Source organism: Rhodococcus spongiicola (assembly GCF_004011835.1).
Classification (GTDB): Bacteria; Actinomycetota; Actinomycetes; order Mycobacteriales; family Mycobacteriaceae; genus Prescottella; species Prescottella spongiicola.
Genome location: NZ_RKLN01000001.1, coordinates 103,312 through 120,682, shown reverse-complemented (window position 1 = coordinate 120,682; position 17,371 = coordinate 103,312). Strand labels below are relative to the sequence as shown.

Below are 17,371 nucleotides of genomic sequence, written 5' to 3'. Positions count from 1 at the left end.
GAGGCTGCACCTCGTGAGATCCATGTCAGTCGATGCCGTGCACCGCAAAGTACGCCGACGCGCGATCGGCGGCGAGGTCAGGGTTGGGGAACAGGCCGAGTGCATCGGCTGCTCGGACTAGATCCGCAAGATGAAGCAGGCTTCGTCCGGTTTCGAAGCCGCCGATCATTCGAAAGTGGTTCTGCTTGCCTGTGAGGTAGGCGAGCCACGCGACACCGACCTTGTAGTACTGGGTGGGTGAGGTGAAGATCAGACGACTCAGGGACTCGGTGGGTCCCAAGACCGTCTTGAACCCACCAATGTCGCCGGCGTCGAGGCGGGCGAAGGCCGCGGATGCGAACGGTCCGATCGCGGCGAATGCACCCAGGAGGGCATCGCTGCTGTGGGTTCCGTCTCCGGCGATGAGGTCGACGTAGTTGTAGTCGTCACCTGTGAATACGCGGACTCCGGCCGGCATGCGCTCCCGTAGCGCAATCTCGAGAGACTGATCGAGAAGGGATACTTTGATTCCGCGGACCTTGTCGCGATGAGCGTCGAGGATCTCCACCACGGTGTCCATTGCGGCAGAGGGATCTTCGGCACCCCAATATCCGTCGAGGGCGGAATCGAACACGGTGCCCAGCCAGTGCAGAATCACCGGACGTCGCGCAGCCGACAGGACCGCGTCATACACCGTTCGATAGTCGTCTGGTCCTGCCGCAGCTCGGGCGAGGTGCCGGCTGGCCATCATGACGACATCACCCCCGCTGGATTCGATCGCATCGATCTGCTCGATGTATGCATCGCGGATCTCTGCGAGAGACGCCCGTTCGGTTTTGAGCTGATCCGTGCCGACACCGACGACGACCGTGCCACCGACGGACTTGGCTTCGGCGAGGGTGCGGACGGCGAGTTCCTTGGCGGCGGTCCAGTCCAGGCCCATGCCTCGCTGGGCGGTGTCCATGGATTCAGCGACACCAAGTCCGAGTGACCACAGATCGCGGCGCAACCGCAGCGTTCCCTCCCAGTCGATCTGATCCGAGACGTTCTCGCCCGAGGCCCGCAGTGGGTCGGCCACGACATGGGAGGCCGCGTAGACCTGGCGACTGGTCGGCGGGGTTGCCCGGACGTCGAGCTTCGCCGGCTCGCCGAGAACGAGGCGTGTGACCGTACGGTCCGCGGCGGGAAGAGATACGGATGGCATAAGACTTCCTGTAAGCGCTTTCTTGCTCCGTGGTTCTTCAGCCTATACTCTGACGAGCAGTGAAGCTATGCCCATGTCGGGGACCCACCTCTACGGGAAAGCACTTTCACAGGCAGTCATGAGTTGGCTCGTGCGAGGCCGAAGGGGGTCCAGTGAGTGCCACAGCACAGGCCTCGGTGTCCGGCCAGTTGGCAGAGCGGGTCGCACTGGTTACGGGTGGGGCCGGCGGGATCGGGTCATCGATCGCTCGAACGCTCGCTGCACACGGTGCGACCGTCATCGGTGTCGATGCAGATCCGAAGGTGACCGAGGTGATGAGTCGGCTCGGGGGTGCGGGACTGTGCGGGGACCTGACCGATCCGGACCTGAGTGCCTCCGCGGTCGACCTCGCGCTCGAGACCGCCGGTCGCCTGGACATCCTGGTCAATGCCGCGGGAATTCAACTGCGCACGGCAGCTGTCGATGTCGAGGACGATGGATGGCAGCGGTTGGTGGATGTGAATCTGTCGGCTGTGTACCGGCTGACCCGGCAGGCGATGAAGTCACTCATCGCAACACGGGGCAGCGTCGTCAACATCGCCTCGCTTTCGGCGGATCGAGCGGTGCCAGGCATCGTCCCCTACGGTGCAACCAAGGCCGCGCTGACCCAGCTGGGTAAGGGGCTTGCCGTTGAGCTCGGGCCGCAAGGGGTCCGAGTGAACACAATTGCCCCGGGCTACGTCGAAACGCCGATGACCGCTGAACTCCTCAGCCAACCAGGCATCCGAGCCGAGAAGCTGAGCCGAATCCCGCTGCAACGCTTTGCAGACGGCGACGACGTAGCCGATGTCGTGCTTTTCCTTGTCTCTGACGCTGCCCGCTATGTGACCGGTGTTGTGCTGCCTGTCGATGGGGGGTACTCGATCACGTGAGCGCCGCGGCGCTCATCCCGGAGTCCGGCTGAGCGGCGGCACTCACCCTGGGTCGTGCCCTCGCGGATCTCGGAATCGAACGCTCTGATCTGTTCGTGGCAACCAGGGTGTCGAGCGAAGACCAGGGGCGGTGGCATCGCGATGGCGCGGCCATTACCTTTGAAGTGAGGGCTCGATCGCGGGTGGCTACGCGAAGCGACCGGGCCCTCGCCGCAGGTGAGTGCAAGATGACCGCATTGGGCGTATTGGCGCTGGTAACGGGCGTGCTGCTGATCGTGATCGAGGCGCACGTGCCGACCTACGGTGCGCTCGGCGTGGTGGGGACCCTGCTCGCCGGGACCGGGACGTGGCTGCTATTCACCTCCGGTGGACTGGGGGTCGAGGTCGCGCTTCCGGTGGCGCTGGGTGTCGGCGCGGTCGGGCTGGGTGTGGTCGCGGTGACTGGCCGGAAGGTACTGAGCGCGCACCGAGAGCCCGTACAGACCGGACTTCAGTCGTTGGTCGGATCCGAGGCCACCGTCCGCCAGTGGAACGGTGACGAAGGTCAGGTCGAACTGGACGGCGAATTGTGGCGAGCTCAAATGGAATTCGGCTACACCGATACTCCGGGAGCGGGGGACGCCGTCGTCGTCGAGCACGTTCGAGGACTCACATTGAGCGTGCGTCGTCGCGAACCGTGGGAGCTGCCATGCTGACCACCATCGTTCTCGCCGTCATCGTCGTCGCGCTGCTCGCGGTCGTCGTGGGATCGTCCGCGATCCGGGTGCTGCGCGAGTACGAGCGGGGAGTGCTGTTCCGGCTCGGGCGGCTGATCGACCTGAAGGGTCCCGGCCTGGTACTGATGATCCCGGCGATCGACCGCATGGTCCGGGTGAGCCTACGAACCGTGACGTTGAATGTCCCGGTACAAGAGGTGATCACCCGGGACAACGTGCCGGTGAAGGTCACCGCCGTCGCATACTTCCGGGTGGTGGACGCGAACCGCGCAATCGTCAGCGTCGAGGACTACTACGCGGCGACGTCGCAGATCGCACAGACGACGCTGCGGTCGGTCCTCGGCAAGGCCGAGTTGGATTCGCTGCTTGCCGAGAGGGAGCGCCTCAACGAGGACCTGCAGAAGGTGATCGACCAGCAGACCGAGCCGTGGGGCGTGAAGGTTTCCACTGTCGAGATCAAGGACGTGGAGATCCCGCGGGACATGCAGCGGGCCATCGCACGGCAGGCGGAAGCCGAGCGGGAGCGTCGCGCCAAGATCATCAACGCGGAGGCCGAGTTCCAGGCCTCGGCGCGGCTCGCCGAGGCGGCGGACGTGATCAGCCGCAACCCCACGACGCTGCAGCTGCGATACCTGCAGACGCTGGGGGACCTGGGCGGGGAAAGCACGTCGACGGTGGTCTTCCCGGTCCCGATCGACTTGATGCGCCCGTTCCTGGCCGGTGGTGCCGTTTCGGAGTCGGCCACCGCTTCGGGCGAGGACGCGGAGGCCTCGGACACGCCCGCGCTGCCGGGGCGGAATGATATGCAGTCGCTCATCGCCAGCTGGATGTCGGCGCAGGCCGAGGCTCAGCGCGCCGACAAGTAACGGCTGCCCGGCGGGGGAACCGGCGTCCGGTTCGGTGCGTCGAACTAGTGTGGGCGTCATGAGGGGGAGACTTCAGGTGCGAGCTGCGCTGGGTGCGATGTGTTCGGTGGTGCTGTTGGCCGGGTGCGGCGGGGCGGTGTCGGGGGAGTCCGCTCCCGTGGGTCCGGCGCCGGCTGATCCGGTGTTCAGTCCGTGTGACGACATTCCCGACGACGCCATCCGGGAGGTCGGGATGGATCCGGCGACCGAGGAACGCGACATCATGGGCGTTCCTCAGCCGGGATGGAACATCTGCGGGTGGAACAACTCCACGCACTTCCTGTCCATCTTCTCGTCGACCCAAACGATGGACGAGGTACGACGGAACGATGACTTCGAAGACTTCGCCCCGGTCGATCTCGCAGGAAGGGAAGCCGTCTCATTTCGTGACGTGGCGGACCGGGAACGGACACGCTGCGATGTGGCGATGACATCGGGTGGGTTCGCGGTGATGGTGTCGATCTCGGAGTCAGGTCCCGAACCTGCCAATGAAGAGCCGTGCGATGCCGCGCTGCGCATCGCGCGAACCCTCGCCGATTACATCCCCGAGTGACAGGTGAAGAGAGGCTTCTGGTGGAAGGTCAAGGGTGGGGTGCTCTGGGGGTGGCGGTCGATGCGGGGGATCTCTACCTCGAACCTGGCGTGGCTCGGCGCTGTGCGCAGCGTTGCGCTGATCTTGCTTCAGAACTCCGGGGGTTGCGAGAAAGTGCATACCGGTTGCGCCGAGTCGATGGTTTCGGAGCGTTGCCGAGTGGGCTGGCTCTCAAGGCGAAGTTCGAGGGCAAAGCCGATGGCGGTGAGTATTCCCTCGTCCAAGCGCTATCCGATCACATCGACGAGGTAGAGCAAATGCAAGCTCTGTTCGAGAAGATCGACGCCCGCTACTCCGCCACCGACGACGGCACCGCGTCGAAGTTCGGGGTCATCGAGCACGGATGACGTGGGGTCCGCGCAGGTGTGCGGTTCACCCACTCTGCCTAGTTCGACGACCGTCCGACGGGGATCGTCGAGCCGAGGTTGGCGGTGTCGTGGCCGCACACGCGATGTTGTCACCGCAGCTCCGCGTCCGCTCGCAAAGGAGTCGTCGTCAGTGTCGCAGTCGAGCGCGCTACCGAACTTGACTGCGAAATGTTCTCCGCGGCGAGGAGCTGCAGAAGGTTATCGACCACCAGACCGAGCGGCGGGGTGTGAAGGTGTCCACAGTCGATATCACAGACGTTGAGATCCCGCGGGACATGTAGCGGGCCATCGCCCGGCAGGCGGAGGACGAGCGGGAGCGTCGCGCCGCGATCATTAACGCGGAGGCCGAGTTCCAGGCGTCGGCGCGGCTCGCCGAGGCGGCGGACGTGATCAGCCGCAACCCCACGACGCTGGAGCTGCGGCCCAGCGGACGACAGGCAACGGCTGCCCGGCGGGGGAACCGGCGTCCGGTTCGGTGCGTCGAACTAGTGTGGGCGTCGTGAGGGGGAGACTTCAGGTGCGAGCTGTGCTGGGTGCCGTTTGTTCGGTGGTGCTGTTGGCCGGGTGCGGCGGGGCGGTGTCGGGGGAGTCCGCTCCCGCGGGTCCGGCGCCGGGGGATCCGGTGTTCAGTCCGTGTGACGACATTCCGGATGACGCCATCCGGGAGGTCGGGATGGATCCGGCGACCAAGTCGCGGGACATTCTCGATGTGCATCAGCCCGGCTGGAACATCTGCGGCTGGAACAGTGATCAATACTCGCTCAGCGTGTTCTCGACCGTCTACACGTTCGACGACTTGAGGAACAACAGTGAGTACGAGGACTTCGAAGCCATTCAGGCGGGCGACCGTGATGCCCTTGCGTTCCGGAGCACGGCTTACCCCGCCTCGCAACGGAGCTACCTCGCGTTGCGATCCGCGGAGGGGATGGTGATGGTGGTAGTTACCGACTGGGACGAGGATCCGGCGAAACAAGCTCCGGCGCGTGTCGTGCTCGAGGCGACGCGCACACTGTTGCCGCACCTTCCGCAGTAGGCGAGGAACCAGGGGGAAGCATGGCGAGCGGAAGTATCGGTACATGGAGTCGGCTGGGCCGCAGTGTCGAAGCGGGCGAGCTGTACCTCGAGCCGGGGACGGCCCGTGCGTGTGCGGAACGCTGTTCTGCGCTCATCGCAGAGCTCCGTTCGCTCCGTGATCGCGCAGCCGAACTGGGAGTGGTCGACGGGTTCGGGATTCTGCAGAGCGGGCAGGCGCTTGCCGAGAAGTTCGGGAAGAAGGCTGTGGGCGGCGAGTATTCGCTGGTGCAAGCTCTCTCGGATCACATTGACGAAGTGGAGGGAATGCAAGCCCTGTTCGAGAAGATCGAAGCCCGGTACTCCGCCACCGACGACGACACTGCGTCGAAGTTCGGGGTTATCGAACACGGGTGACTCGAGGTCCGCGCAGGTGTAGTAGTCCACCAGGTCTGTTCAGTTCAACAGTGTCCTAATGGAATTGCCGCGCCCAGGTGTGAACCGCAGCCACGGTCAGCCGGTGACGAGCTCCAGCAGGTGCCGCCCAGTGACCGGACCCTCAGCTAGCTCGGAGAGGACCGACGTCCACACCTGCAGCCGCGGACCGTTGTAGGCGACCGTGACGTAGAGACCGAACCCGTGGATCGTGATCGCGATGCCGCCGCCCGGACGTCATCGAGCAATCCTGCAACGCGGCTGTCTAGCCTCGACGGCAAGAGACGGTTCGATTCAAGGTCCGGCGCGGATCCGGCATTGGCAGCCTGCAGGAAGGGTCCTTCGGTGCGCTTTTGCGAGGCGAGAGGACAGTTTGTGGCCGTAGTGATGGGGGCGAGCGAAGACGCTCGACTGAGGCAGGAAGCGATGCGGTTTCTCACCATCCGCACCAACGACGGGGTCGACTCGATTACCCGCGAGGAGTTGCTCGATTTCACTTTTGACGGCGAGATGTTCCGCTTGGTCGATCCGACGCGCGGGATCCGTAAACCCAAGGAGTTGAGCTCCGCCCTGTCGATCATGACGACTTACCGTGCGGAGGGCTCGGAGCGACCGTACGAGGATGAGGTCGGGGGCGACGGATTCCTGCGGTAAAAGTGGTCCGGGACGGACCCCGACAACATGGACAACCGCGGATTGCGGGCCGCAATGCTTCGACAGGTCCCGTTGATCTGGTTTTACGGGGTGGGGGTGGGCGTCGGCCGCTATCAGCCGATCTACCCGGTCTACCTAGTCGACGAGGAACCCGACAAGCACCAGTTCGTCGTCGCGATTGACGAAGCACGCGACCTGCACCGCCCAGATTCGCCGGTCGAAGAGACACTGCGACGGTATGTCGTCGCCGAGACCAAACGCCGCCTCCATCAGCCCGTCTTCCGCGCGACGGTGATGAGAGCATACGACACCCGCTGCGCGGTCTGCGCGCTTGGACATGGCTCGCTCCTCGATGCTGCACACATCGTCTCCGACGGGCACGAAGCGGGTATCGCGTCGGTACGGAACGGTCTGGCGCTGTGCAAGATTCACCACGCTGCGTACGACGTGAGGATCCTCGGGATCAGGCCGGACTATGTGGTCGAGATCCGCGAGGATCTACTCGTCGAGATCGATGGCCCGATGCTCGAACATGGGCTCAAGGAGCGGCATGGCCAGCGACTGATGGTCGTGCCTCAGAAGTCATCGGAGCGGCCTGATCAAGAGTTGCTGGATATCAGTTATCGCGAGTTCCGATCCGTGGGATAGTTCGATTCCTGGGAGTCCCACCTATAGGTTCGGACGCTTGTGCGTCAACGTGATCGACTAGCGACGCGGGCTCTTTCGCTTGCCCATTCCAGGGCCGTCGCACTTCCTGCAGGCCGACCAGACTCCGGCGCGAGGTCCGCCCGTTGCCTCTTCCCGGACAAGCAGGCGTCCGCAGGCACACGTTTCGGCGAAGTCGCCACTGCCGGGTGAGTGAGCAGTCTTCCGGCGCAGCAGCGCACGACGGACGGCTCTAGCGAGCTGGGAATTTGCGGTGCGCAGCACCCTACCCGGGTCCTCGGAGAGAAGCGGGCTAGAGGCTGTCCACAGTGCGTCGCCGACAACTGCCGTCGATTCGCGGACTGGGCTACACGGCCGGAGGCACACCGACGAGTACCGCAGCGGGGCCAAGACGTCAGGCAGATCACCGCCTCCGGACGGGGGGTACCAGATCGACACCGGAACCTCGCCTGCAACGTCGGCGAGCGCGGCAACGATGGGACGTGCGGTCCTCGGGTCGAGGTCACCGGACCAGATGTCTATCGCTTCTCTCGCTGCCCCGATGTCGGAAATCAGCCGCTCCAGGCCTGGCTCCTGAGTGGTCGGCGAGCCGGGTAGAGCAACAACGTCTTTCCATCGCAAGAACTCCGCTTCGGCTAGCGCTGCCGCTGTGAACTTGTGCACGGCGTCGACTGTGGTCCTGGCGCGGTGGATACGGCCGAGATCAGCGACGAGAATTAGCTGATCGCGGGCGCGGCTGGCAGCCACGTTGATCAGCCGGGCGCCGTCACTGCCTGAGTGGCCGCGCTCGAACCACTGGTGGAGCTTCATCCCGCCTCCAGTGGTGTCGACGGCGTCGAACAAGACGACGTTGGCCTCACCGCCTTGGAAGCGGTGCACTGTCGACGCTGCATGCCTTGTATTGGACGGGTCCAGAAGTGAGTCGAGTAGCGTGGCTTGGCTTCCGAAGGGGCTGATGAGGGCTGCTGTGGCATCTTCATGGAACGTCGTCACCAGGGCTGCAACGAGCTGCGCGTGCATGGGGTTGTAGCGGGAGTGCAGTCCGTGTTTTCGCGCCGCCCTGGGGGAGAGCGCGGAGCTGTCGAGCACCACGATCGGCGCGTCGCTGAGCGCGGATGTGGCGCGGTGCCGTCGGAGCACCGATTCGGCGGTTGCGAGCCGGCGCTCGGGATAAAAGCCGTCACTGACGGACTCCGCAATCCTCAGGTGCATCCGATGTTGGACGTCGAGGACCGCAAGGTTGGGCAGCGGACTCCCGGCTCGCACTGCTGCGTCGATTTCGGCACTCTCGAACGAGCTGCGGCGCAGCCACAGCCTGGTGTGTGGCTCATCGGATCTCGAGACCGGCGGGAGCTGGCGGAAGTCGCCCGCGATGACGGTGTGTCCTCTGCCGAGGCCCGCGACGAGCATCGTCATCGCCGTGGAGACCATGCTTGCCTCGTCGATGATGACGACGTCGAAGACCGCGTCGGCGAGGGTGTCGAGTACCGCCTGGTGGGTGGTGGCGGCGACGAGCTGGGCCTCACGACAGACCTTCCGGCGTACGTCGGACAAGATCTCGCCGAGCCTCTTCGACATCTCACGGTTTCGCGCGATCTGGGCCTCGATAGCCCGCACTCGGTTGTCGTCGGTGGGCGCAACTGCGTCCTTGGCCGCGGTGAATTTGCGGAGTTCCTGTCGTAGCTCGCGGGTTTCGTTCTCGAGTTCGACGCGTCGTGCGGCGACGGATTCGCCACGCATGGCAGTGACCTCGTCCGTCAGTACCGGGACCGGACGTCCGGTGAGCGCGTCGGTGGCCGGCTCTCCGACCCGAACCACGTCACCGATTTCGAAGCCGCTGGCGTGGTTGAGGAAGCCGGCAAGGGCAACGTCCACAGCTGCGTTCGTCGGGGCGGTGAGGAGCACGCGTTTTCCCTTGGCCAGGAGTTCGCGGATCAGGACCGACAGGGTGGTGGTCTTGCCTGTGCCGGGTGGTCCCCACAGCCAGGTGAGGCCGTCGCCGAGGCCCTGACACACAGCATTGCGTTGGGCCCTGTTCAGTTCAGGCAGCGCGGGTGGGTCGGAGACAGGCGCGCCGGCTCCCCGCCCGGGCAATACCACGTCGAGTGCAGCGATTGTGTCGAACTGGCCCACGTCGACGAGCAACTGTCTGAGGCGTTCTAGCTGACGGCCGAGGAGCCATGACAGGTCGCAGCGCAGCGTCGCAGATTCGAGGTCTGGACAGCTGTTCGACACCGACAGGCTGATTTCCGTGCCATAGACGGCCACGACCTCGACCTCGTACTTATCGAACTGGGTGATCAGCGTTGCAGTCTGGCCTTCGCTTGTAGGTGCATCGCCTTGCATCTCGAATCGCATCACCTTGCGGGCCTCTGTCACGACGACGGACGTTCCCCGAGTCAAGGCGACGTCGTGAGTAGACCTGGTTCGGGTCACCTCGTTGTGCTCCGACGCGAGAGCCTTGGCCGCCTCGGTGGCCATTTTCTGCCATTCGGGGTCGAGGGGGGCGGTCCACTCGTCTGCACGCTCGTCGTTGAGATTGGCGGATGCGCGAAGTCGGGCGAGTTCGCGCTGGTCGCTGCGTGTCAGTGACCTCGATCCCTTTCCCGCTTCGTGTACCCGCGCCGGGTTGCCGTCGGGCTCGGCGCCGGACCGCGGAGATGCCCACCCAGTGGGTACCCACCTGGTTTGCGTCGAATCGAGAACGGCGAGTGCGTGTTCGTGGCACGCGAAGTAGATGTCGGTGTCATCGATTCTGCGCAACCCCGCTTGCTCGAGCCGAGCGCGAAGGGCCGAACTGTCGATCGGCCCGTCCGAGAAGATCGTCTTGAGGGCACCTACGAGCCGGGACGGGTAGCTGCTCATGTGGTCAGCCTTTCGACGAGCATGGAGGGCCAGTGACGCCCACCGGGTGTCTACCAGACAGGTACGGCAGGGACGATGGCAGCCCACCGATCAACGAAGCGAAGGCTGTGGCGGACTGCTCACTAGGTGAAGCCGCGACCCACGTATGGTCGACTCGCTCAATCACACGCCGCCGCACGAGCACTGCGGCGTCGTGCCAACGGAGTGCGAGGCGCTCTACTTGTCGCCCCAGGGCTCATCCCGTTGTCGACTCCTCGAGTCGGTCGGCTGCGGACCCGCCGAGGTGGCTCACCACGACGCCGGTGGATTCTGTCGGTGGCATCTGCAATGGTTGCCGACAGCCAAGGCGCCGCGCGCCTCAATGGGGATAGAGAACCAGGCCTATAGGATCGGTGCCGCCATGATGATTTACCTCGACCACAATGCATCAACGCCGGTCGACCCGCGGGTGGCGACGACCATTGTCGAAGCTTCGTCGGAGTTCGCGAACCCGGCGAGCGTCCAGCACAGGAGCGGTCAGGCTGCCGCCGAGGTAGTCGAAGAGGCGCGGAACCATGTTGCGGATCTAGCCGGTAGGCCTGCACGGGATGTCGTGCTGACCAGCGGTGCGAGCGAGGCAGCAAACCTTGGAATTATCGGCGCGGCACTGGGAGGCGCTCCAGTGAGGCCGAACATTGTGGTAGCGGCCACTGAGCACAAGGCCATTCTTTCAGCTGCGGATGTGGCCGCCAAACTGACCGGCGGGGAAGTAAGGCGCGCTCGCGTCGAGCGGTCCGGGTTGGTGGACCTCTCGCACCTCGCAGAGCTGATAGACGACACGGTCTCAGTTGTTGCCCTGATGGCCGCGAACAACGAGACCGGGGTTCTGGCGCCCTCGAGAGCGGCCGCCGAGCTGGCTCGACATCGCGGCGCACTTCTCTTCACGGACGTAACCCAGCTTGCTGGCAAGGGCGACATGGCGAATGTCGTCGATTGCTCGGACCTTCTGGTCTGTAGTAGCCACAAGATTTACGGGCCCAAAGGTGCGGGCGCCCTGATCGCATCCCGACACATCCAGCGACGACTAGTCCCAATCTTTCCCGGCGGTGGACAAGAGTTTGAACTGCGGGGCGGCACGCAGAATACGCCGGCGCTAGCGGGGTTCGGTCGAGCGGCTCAGTTGGCAGCGAAAGAACAGCCCGCTGACGCCCAGAGGCTGGCACACCTTACGGACGAGTTGTTGACCGGACTGCGTTTACGTCTCAGTGATGTGGAAGTGAACGGGATTGAAGCCGAACGGCTAACTAACACCTTGAGCCTGCGGTTTCGCGGCGCAGACGCTGAAGCCGTGATGACCTCGATGCCAGGTGTTGCCGTTTCTTCCGGCAGCGCATGCCAGTCCGCAACACCCACGCAGTCCCATGTGCTGCTCGCAATGGGTCTGACTCACCAGGCGGCCTCCGAGACCCTGAGGATCTCGCTTGGACGCCCAACAACGCTCGACGAAATTGAGCATGCGACTGATGAGATTGCATCAGCGGTTGTGCGTGTTCGCGAGCTGACAACGCGATCGGAAGGCTGATCCATGACACTCGAACAATCCGCAGTTCCGACGTTCGCGAACCATCAAACATTCCATCCACGCTTTGGATGGATCAAGAAGGGCTACGACGCAGCCGTTGGAAATCCCAACGCCTTCAATCTGCCTGAGGCTCCAGTCCAACTTGGTGTCGGAAAGAACATGGTCGATGCAATACGGTTTTGGTCCACGGCGACCAGGGTCGTCACACGGAAGCCTCATCCAGAAAGATCGCGTGTGTCCGTCTCAGTGCCCACACAATTCGGTCGGGCCTTCCTGGACGAAGAATGTGGGCTAGACCCATACATGGAAGATCCGAGCACGCTGTGGATTCTACACTGGCAGGCCATAGCTGCCGAAACCATGCTGCCGATATGGCGATTGACATTCAACGACTTCAGTGCAGTCGAGTTCACTGAGGATGAGTTGCTGCAGTACTGTGTTGACGAAATAGCGGCCACGACGTGGCAACAGCCCAAGGAATCAAGCATCCGAAAGGATGTTGACTGCCTTCTCCGTATGTACACACGACGAGAAACGCGCGGGCGGCAAACCCTGGACGACGTACTGGATTCGCCATTCCGCGAATTGCAGATTATTCAGCCATCTCCCGGCTCCAGAAACAGCTACCGATTCGTTCGCGGCGAGAAGCGGAGCCTGCCGGCGGCCGCGATCACATACGCATGCCTCGACTACATGAGCCGTGACGCTGGTGGAAGTAACACCATCTCGATTGATCGACTTGCCGTCGATCCCGGTTCGCCCGGTCGGATCATGAAACTGACTGCGGAGGACATCGTCGGCGCGATCGAGCAGTCGGAACAGGAAGTGTCCGGGATCAAGATTGCGCGACCAGCCGGAGCGCAACAGTTGACTGTCGACCCGCATCCAATCGAGGTTGCTCGTGAGGTGATGTTTGAACATCACAGAAAACGACGCTCGGACCTCTGGGGAGCCGAGAACATCGTAGTTGCGGGGCCGGCCGCAAGACAGGCCTACCCCGACGATTCACCGGAACGGGCAGTCAAGAAGGCGCAGACAAAGAAGACCCGAAGAAGTTCCGCGAAGGGAACCGCAGCATGAGTGCACTCTCACGATACGTACATCCCCGTCCGCGGTTCAGTCGGTCAGCAAACGTGGAACGCGACCATGGTGCACACGCAGTCGAAGGGTATGTTCCGACTGGGCGTGCAATCGACGTCGTCGGGAGAATCGGGCGTGGGCTTGCCGATTCTGCTGCTGGACGCACATTTTCGATCACAGGACCGCACGGTGGAGGCAAGTCATCCCTGGCCGTGTTTCTTGACGCGCTGCTGTCTCCAGACAGCGCGCCCGAGTTCGCTGAATCTCACGCAATTCTGCGCATGGTCGACGAGAGCATAGACACTCTGATTCTCCAGGGATTGCGAAGTCTGGGAATTCAGGGAGAAGGAATGATTCGGGCCTTCGCAACAGCGAAGACTGAACCTGTTTCGTCCACGATTGCGCGCGCGCTACATTCCGGTGCTGCGCGCACCTTCGGACCTACGCAGACCATCGTCCCCAACACTTTCGGTGACAGTGAAGCTAGTCGAACACTGACGACGGACAACATTCGGGACACCATCAAACGGATGTGTGCAACTCGTCCGATGATTCTGATCATCGACGAGTTCGGAAAGAATCTCGAAGCTTTCGCCGAATCCGGTCACCTAGGTGATCCGTATCTCTTGCAAGAACTAGCAGAACTAACTCAGGGCGACGATGCGCTTCCATTGGTGATAATCACCATGCAACACTTGTCATTTGACGAGTACGTCCAGGAGACATCTGCAGCGCGCAGACGCGAATGGTCAAAGGTGCAAGGGCGTTTCCAGGACATCCCTTACGTCGAAACACCTTCTCAGTCTCGCCGTTTGATCGTTGGTAGTTTAGAGCGTACGACGCCGAAACTCGATAAAGCCGCGGACAAATGGATCACAGCCAACTCGACGACATTCGAGCACCTTGGTCTGCGTGATCTCGTAGAGGACGCGCGGGATGCCATTCCGCTGCACCCTCTCACACTTGCGGTTCTTCCCGATCTCTGCACGCGCTACGGCCAGAACGAACGAACATTGTTCTCCTTCATGGCGGGTACGGAACCCCTCGCCGTGCCGGCATTTCTCGACAGTTCCGAATGGAATCCGTCACAACCGGTACCGCTTCTCGGGCTTGACCGGGTCTATGACTACTTTCTCGATTCCGCCGGAAGCATGATCGGGGTCTCCGAGACCGCGAGTCGCTGGATGGAGATCGAAACACGCATCAGGGACACCGTCGGCCTCACTTCTGCGGAGCTTCGCGCCCTCAAATCTATCGGGGTCCTGAATCTAGTTTCGAGCGGTGGGAGCGTACGAGCGTCACGCCCCATGCTCGAATTCGCGCTTCTTACAGGACAAGACGGCTCAAGCACCCTCGATGAGGTCGGCACTGTGCTGACCTCACTCGAGGACAGGGGGCTGATCGTCTACCGGACCTTCTCTGACGAGTACCGAGTTTGGCAAGGATCTGACTACGACCTTCGGCGCGCTATTGCCGGCGCCAAGAGGCAATGTGCAACGAAGGATCTCGCAACGCTGCTGAATGAGGTGACACCGTTGGAACCGGCTGTGGCTGGCCGTCACAGCCAACGGAACGGCGTACTGCGAATATTCGAACAAAAGTTCAGCAACCTAACGCCGGCGGACTTTCAAGCGCCGGACGCGGCCTGGGACGGTGCGGTTCTATACGCGACCGCCCACCCTTCGGAGGAGCTTCTGGAGCTCGCTTCTGGTGGGAAGCCGATCGTGGTGATTACTCCGAACGATCTTGCTGCCGTTGAGGAGGCAGCGCTGGAGGCGGCCGCATTGCAGCTCGCGCTCCACTCCGCGGAGGACGAGAATGTCGATTGGGTGGCGAAGCGCGAGCTTGCTGAGCGAACGGCGGCCGCGCAGCAACAGCTGCGCAGCTTGGTCGGTAGTGCCTGGAATTCACGTGCGAGTTGGGTACTCGCGGGCTACGACGGAGAGTTGGCACCCAAGACCGGTCTGTCCGCCGTGTTGTCAGAAGTCTCAGATCGCGCCTACACCGATACTCCCCGTGTATCCAACGAGATGATCGCCAGGCGCGAACTCACAAGCCAGGGAGCCAAGGCTCGTAGGGTGCTCATGGAAGCGATGCTGGCTAAGGGGGGCGAGCAGTCCTTCGGCATCGAGGGGTATGGGCCCGAACGGGCTATCTATGACGCACTATTCCGTTCGACGGGGATGCACCGTGAAAGCTCAGAAGGTGTCTGGGAAATTCAGGCCCCATCGGACACACAGTGGAAGGCAGTGTGGCAGACGATCGATTCCGTGTTCAAGGATGCCAGGACCACCAGAACGAATCTGCTTGAAGTCACGAGGCGCCTCACTGAGCCCCCTATCGGCTTGAAGGAAGGCGTGATCCCGCTCCTCGTCGCGACAAACCTCGTCGTCAACGCTAACGAGATCGCCCTGTACGAGCACGGAAGCCTCGTCCTGTCGCTCGACGATGCCGTCGCCGAGAGGCTTACCCGCAACCCTGTCCACTTCACGGTCCGAAACACCGGAACCGACAGTGGAAGTCGCCGAATCGTCGTGAATGCACTCATCGCCCGGCTCAAGATCAAGGCGGGCTCGCAACAGCCAACCTTTCTCAATGTCGCAACTGCGCTCTTCCGGGAGCTACGGCTGTTGCCCCCGTACGCGCAGAAGACGAAGAGTGCGATTTCGGCGGACGCACTCGAAGTACGTAGTGCGTTTCACGCAGCTTCCGAGCCGGATGTACTTGTCTTCGAGACGCTCCCACAGGTCTTGGGGATGAAGCCGTTTCCGGCCATCGGGAACGGCAACCAGGTCGACGCCGGCAAATACGCAGACCGGCTCGCGGAGGTCATCCTCGAGCTGAAGGGCGCGTATGACGCACTTCTCGACGACATCAAGTCTCACCTGATCGACGCGACGGCGCTCACCGGGACTGTATCCGAATTGACCCTGTCCGAAACTCGCAAGCTCCTCGCGGGGCAGGCAGCCAACCTGGACGGTGGAATACTCGAGCCCCGGCTCAAGGCGTTTGTCGGTGCCCTCGCAAGGCCCCTGGAGGATCGGGCTTGGCTGGAAAACGTGGCAATGGTCGTCTCGGAAGGCCACGCTCCACGGGTCTGGAACGACGATATGGCCAACCGTTTCTCTCTCAGGATTTCTGAAGTTGGCGGAACGATGCGCAGAGTCCAGGCAGTGTTGTACGACCGCCGTGCGGCTGATGCTGAGCCCGACGGCTTCGCCATCAGCCGGATGACCCTTACCCATCCAGACGGTACCGAGCGCACCGAGCTGCTCTCCATCACTGAGCGGCAGAGGGAATCGATTGACGCTCACTTCGAGCCGCTCCTCGCGCAACTCGGTGAGGTGTGGGGTTCACGGACGAAAGCTTGTCGGATGCTCATGGCAAGGTTGGCGTTGGAAGAGACAGACACATCTTCTGCATTGCACGGCGAGCACAGGAAGGACATCCACCATGGCTGATTCGGTACGACACATCTGTGGTATCAGCGGAGGAAAGGACTCGAGTGCCCTCGCTGTATACATGCGTGACCGGGTCCCGGAGATGGAGTACTTCTTCTGCGACACCGGTGCTGAACTTCCCGAGACCTATGCGTACCTCGACCGCCTCGAAACGGCGCTGGGCAAGCCGATCGCCCGACTGAACCCCAAGAAGGGATTTGATCACTGGTTCGACGTGTACCGCGGAACGCTGCCGTCACCCCAGATGCGCTGGTGCACAGCAAAGATGAAGATCGAACCACTCGAGGAGTGGATCGGCGAGGACGCCGCCGTCTCTTATGTAGCGATACGGGCTGATGAGGCCACTCGCAAGGGGTATGTGAGCACAAAGCCGAACATTCGTACGGTCTTTCCGTTCGTAGAAGACGATATCGATCATGACGGGGTCCTTCGGCTTCTCGATGAGGCCGGAATCGGTCTTCCGAAGTACTACGAGTGGCGGACACGTTCAGGATGCTATTTCTGCTTCTACCAACGGAAAGCAGAATGGGTTGGCCTGGCCGAGAAGCATCCAGAGCTATTCAACAGGGCGATCGCTATCGAATCGAAGGTCAGGCAGGACGCCGGCGCCGATGGTGACGCATCATTCGGTCAGTATGCGATGAAGGGGAGGCAGTACACGTGGTCGGGCGGGGAGTCGCTGCCCGACTTGATCGCGCGGCGTGAAGAGATCCTCGAACGGCACGCCAAAGCAATGGATAGCGCGTCCAAGCGGAAGAAGAACAAGCCGGTGTGGGATGTCCTGGGCGATGCCCTCGACGATGACGACGATTCAGCGCAATGCTCGGTGTGCGCTCTCTAGTTTGGATCCCAGTCCCGACCAATTGACTTTTCATCTCAACAGAGGGGGGAATGCCTGTGACTGGCAAAGTCACAAACCTGTTGTCGCACTTAGGGTGCTCGTACTCGATGGGCAGCCAAGGG

15 protein-coding genes and 1 pseudogene are annotated in these 17,371 nt (G+C 62.6%); 14 read left to right on the top strand and 2 right to left on the bottom strand.

What is annotated here, in order from left to right; genetic code table 11:
- Window positions 1–25: 25 nt before the first annotated feature.
- A complete protein-coding gene (locus tag EF834_RS00540) occupies window positions 26–1,183 on the bottom strand; it encodes a dihydrodipicolinate synthase family protein (RefSeq protein ID WP_127944432.1) in 1,158 nt (385 codons plus the stop codon).
- Between the two features lie 152 nt (window positions 1,184–1,335).
- Between EF834_RS00540 and EF834_RS00535 the strand changes: the two genes are divergently transcribed.
- From EF834_RS00535 to EF834_RS00495, 10 genes and pseudogenes are all read left to right on the top strand, one after another.
- On the top strand, window positions 1,336–2,094 hold the full coding sequence (locus EF834_RS00535; RefSeq protein WP_127944429.1) for an SDR family NAD(P)-dependent oxidoreductase: 759 nt from the start codon (window positions 1,336–1,338) through the stop codon (window positions 2,092–2,094).
- A 227-nt stretch (window positions 2,095–2,321) separates the two neighbouring features.
- Window positions 2,322–2,789 carry an NfeD family protein gene (locus EF834_RS00530; protein ID WP_127944426.1) on the top strand — a complete coding sequence of 156 codons (468 nt, stop codon included), beginning with the start codon at window positions 2,322–2,324 and terminating at the stop codon, window positions 2,787–2,789.
- Window positions 2,786–3,676 carry a slipin family protein gene (locus EF834_RS00525; protein ID WP_127946017.1) on the top strand — a complete coding sequence of 297 codons (891 nt, stop codon included), beginning with the start codon at window positions 2,786–2,788 and terminating at the stop codon, window positions 3,674–3,676. Before EF834_RS00530 ends, EF834_RS00525 begins: the two co-directional genes overlap by 4 nt.
- Window positions 3,677–3,734: 58 nt before the next feature.
- Window positions 3,735–4,268: a DUF3558 domain-containing protein gene (locus EF834_RS00520; RefSeq protein ID WP_127944423.1), complete on the top strand. Its 534-nt coding sequence runs from the start codon at window positions 3,735–3,737 to the stop codon at window positions 4,266–4,268.
- 164 nt (window positions 4,269–4,432) lie between these two features.
- The gene (locus EF834_RS18380; RefSeq protein WP_235870929.1) at window positions 4,433–4,654 is read left to right on the top strand and encodes a hypothetical protein; all 222 of its coding nucleotides are present in this window, start codon (window positions 4,433–4,435) and stop codon (window positions 4,652–4,654) included.
- Between the two features lie 203 nt (window positions 4,655–4,857).
- Window positions 4,858–5,097, top strand: a pseudogene (locus EF834_RS18650) (SPFH domain-containing protein); the annotation flags it as partial.
- A gap of 95 nt (window positions 5,098–5,192) precedes the next feature.
- Window positions 5,193–5,708, top strand: coding sequence for a DUF3558 domain-containing protein (locus tag EF834_RS00505; RefSeq protein ID WP_164874032.1), 516 nt, complete (start codon window positions 5,193–5,195; stop codon window positions 5,706–5,708).
- 20 nt (window positions 5,709–5,728) lie between these two features.
- Entirely contained in the window at window positions 5,729–6,103 is a 375-nt protein-coding gene (locus tag EF834_RS00500) for a hypothetical protein (protein ID WP_127944417.1), read from the top strand.
- A gap of 393 nt (window positions 6,104–6,496) precedes the next feature.
- On the top strand, window positions 6,497–6,775 hold the full coding sequence (locus tag EF834_RS18375) for a hypothetical protein (RefSeq protein WP_235870928.1): 279 nt from the start codon (window positions 6,497–6,499) through the stop codon (window positions 6,773–6,775).
- A 27-nt stretch (window positions 6,776–6,802) separates the two neighbouring features.
- Window positions 6,803–7,423 (top strand): HNH endonuclease, encoded by a 621-nt coding sequence (locus tag EF834_RS00495; protein ID WP_235870927.1) that lies wholly within the window; start codon window positions 6,803–6,805, stop codon window positions 7,421–7,423.
- Window positions 7,424–7,480: 57 nt separating this feature from the next.
- Here EF834_RS00495 and EF834_RS00490 read toward each other — a convergent pair whose 3' ends face one another.
- The gene (locus EF834_RS00490) at window positions 7,481–10,306 is read right to left on the bottom strand and encodes an AAA domain-containing protein (RefSeq protein WP_127944414.1); all 2,826 of its coding nucleotides are present in this window, start codon (window positions 10,304–10,306) and stop codon (window positions 7,481–7,483) included.
- Between the two features lie 400 nt (window positions 10,307–10,706).
- Here EF834_RS00490 and EF834_RS00485 point away from each other — a divergent pair, with 400 nt between their 5' ends.
- The 4 genes from EF834_RS00485 to EF834_RS00470 are packed head-to-tail and all read left to right on the top strand — an operon-like array spanning window position 10,707 to window position 17,249.
- A complete protein-coding gene (locus EF834_RS00485) occupies window positions 10,707–11,867 on the top strand; it encodes a cysteine desulfurase family protein (protein WP_235870926.1) in 1,161 nt (386 codons plus the stop codon).
- A 3-nt stretch (window positions 11,868–11,870) separates the two neighbouring features.
- Complete coding sequence (locus EF834_RS00480; RefSeq protein WP_127944411.1) at window positions 11,871–12,947, top strand: DUF4007 family protein; 1,077 nt, start codon at window positions 11,871–11,873, stop codon at window positions 12,945–12,947.
- Between the two features lie 53 nt (window positions 12,948–13,000).
- Window positions 13,001–16,408, top strand: coding sequence for a hypothetical protein (locus EF834_RS00475; protein WP_235870925.1), 3,408 nt, complete (start codon window positions 13,001–13,003; stop codon window positions 16,406–16,408).
- On the top strand, window positions 16,401–17,249 hold the full coding sequence (locus EF834_RS00470) for a phosphoadenosine phosphosulfate reductase family protein (RefSeq protein WP_127944408.1): 849 nt from the start codon (window positions 16,401–16,403) through the stop codon (window positions 17,247–17,249). Before EF834_RS00475 ends, EF834_RS00470 begins: the two co-directional genes overlap by 8 nt.
- Window positions 17,250–17,371: the final 122 nt, after the last annotated feature.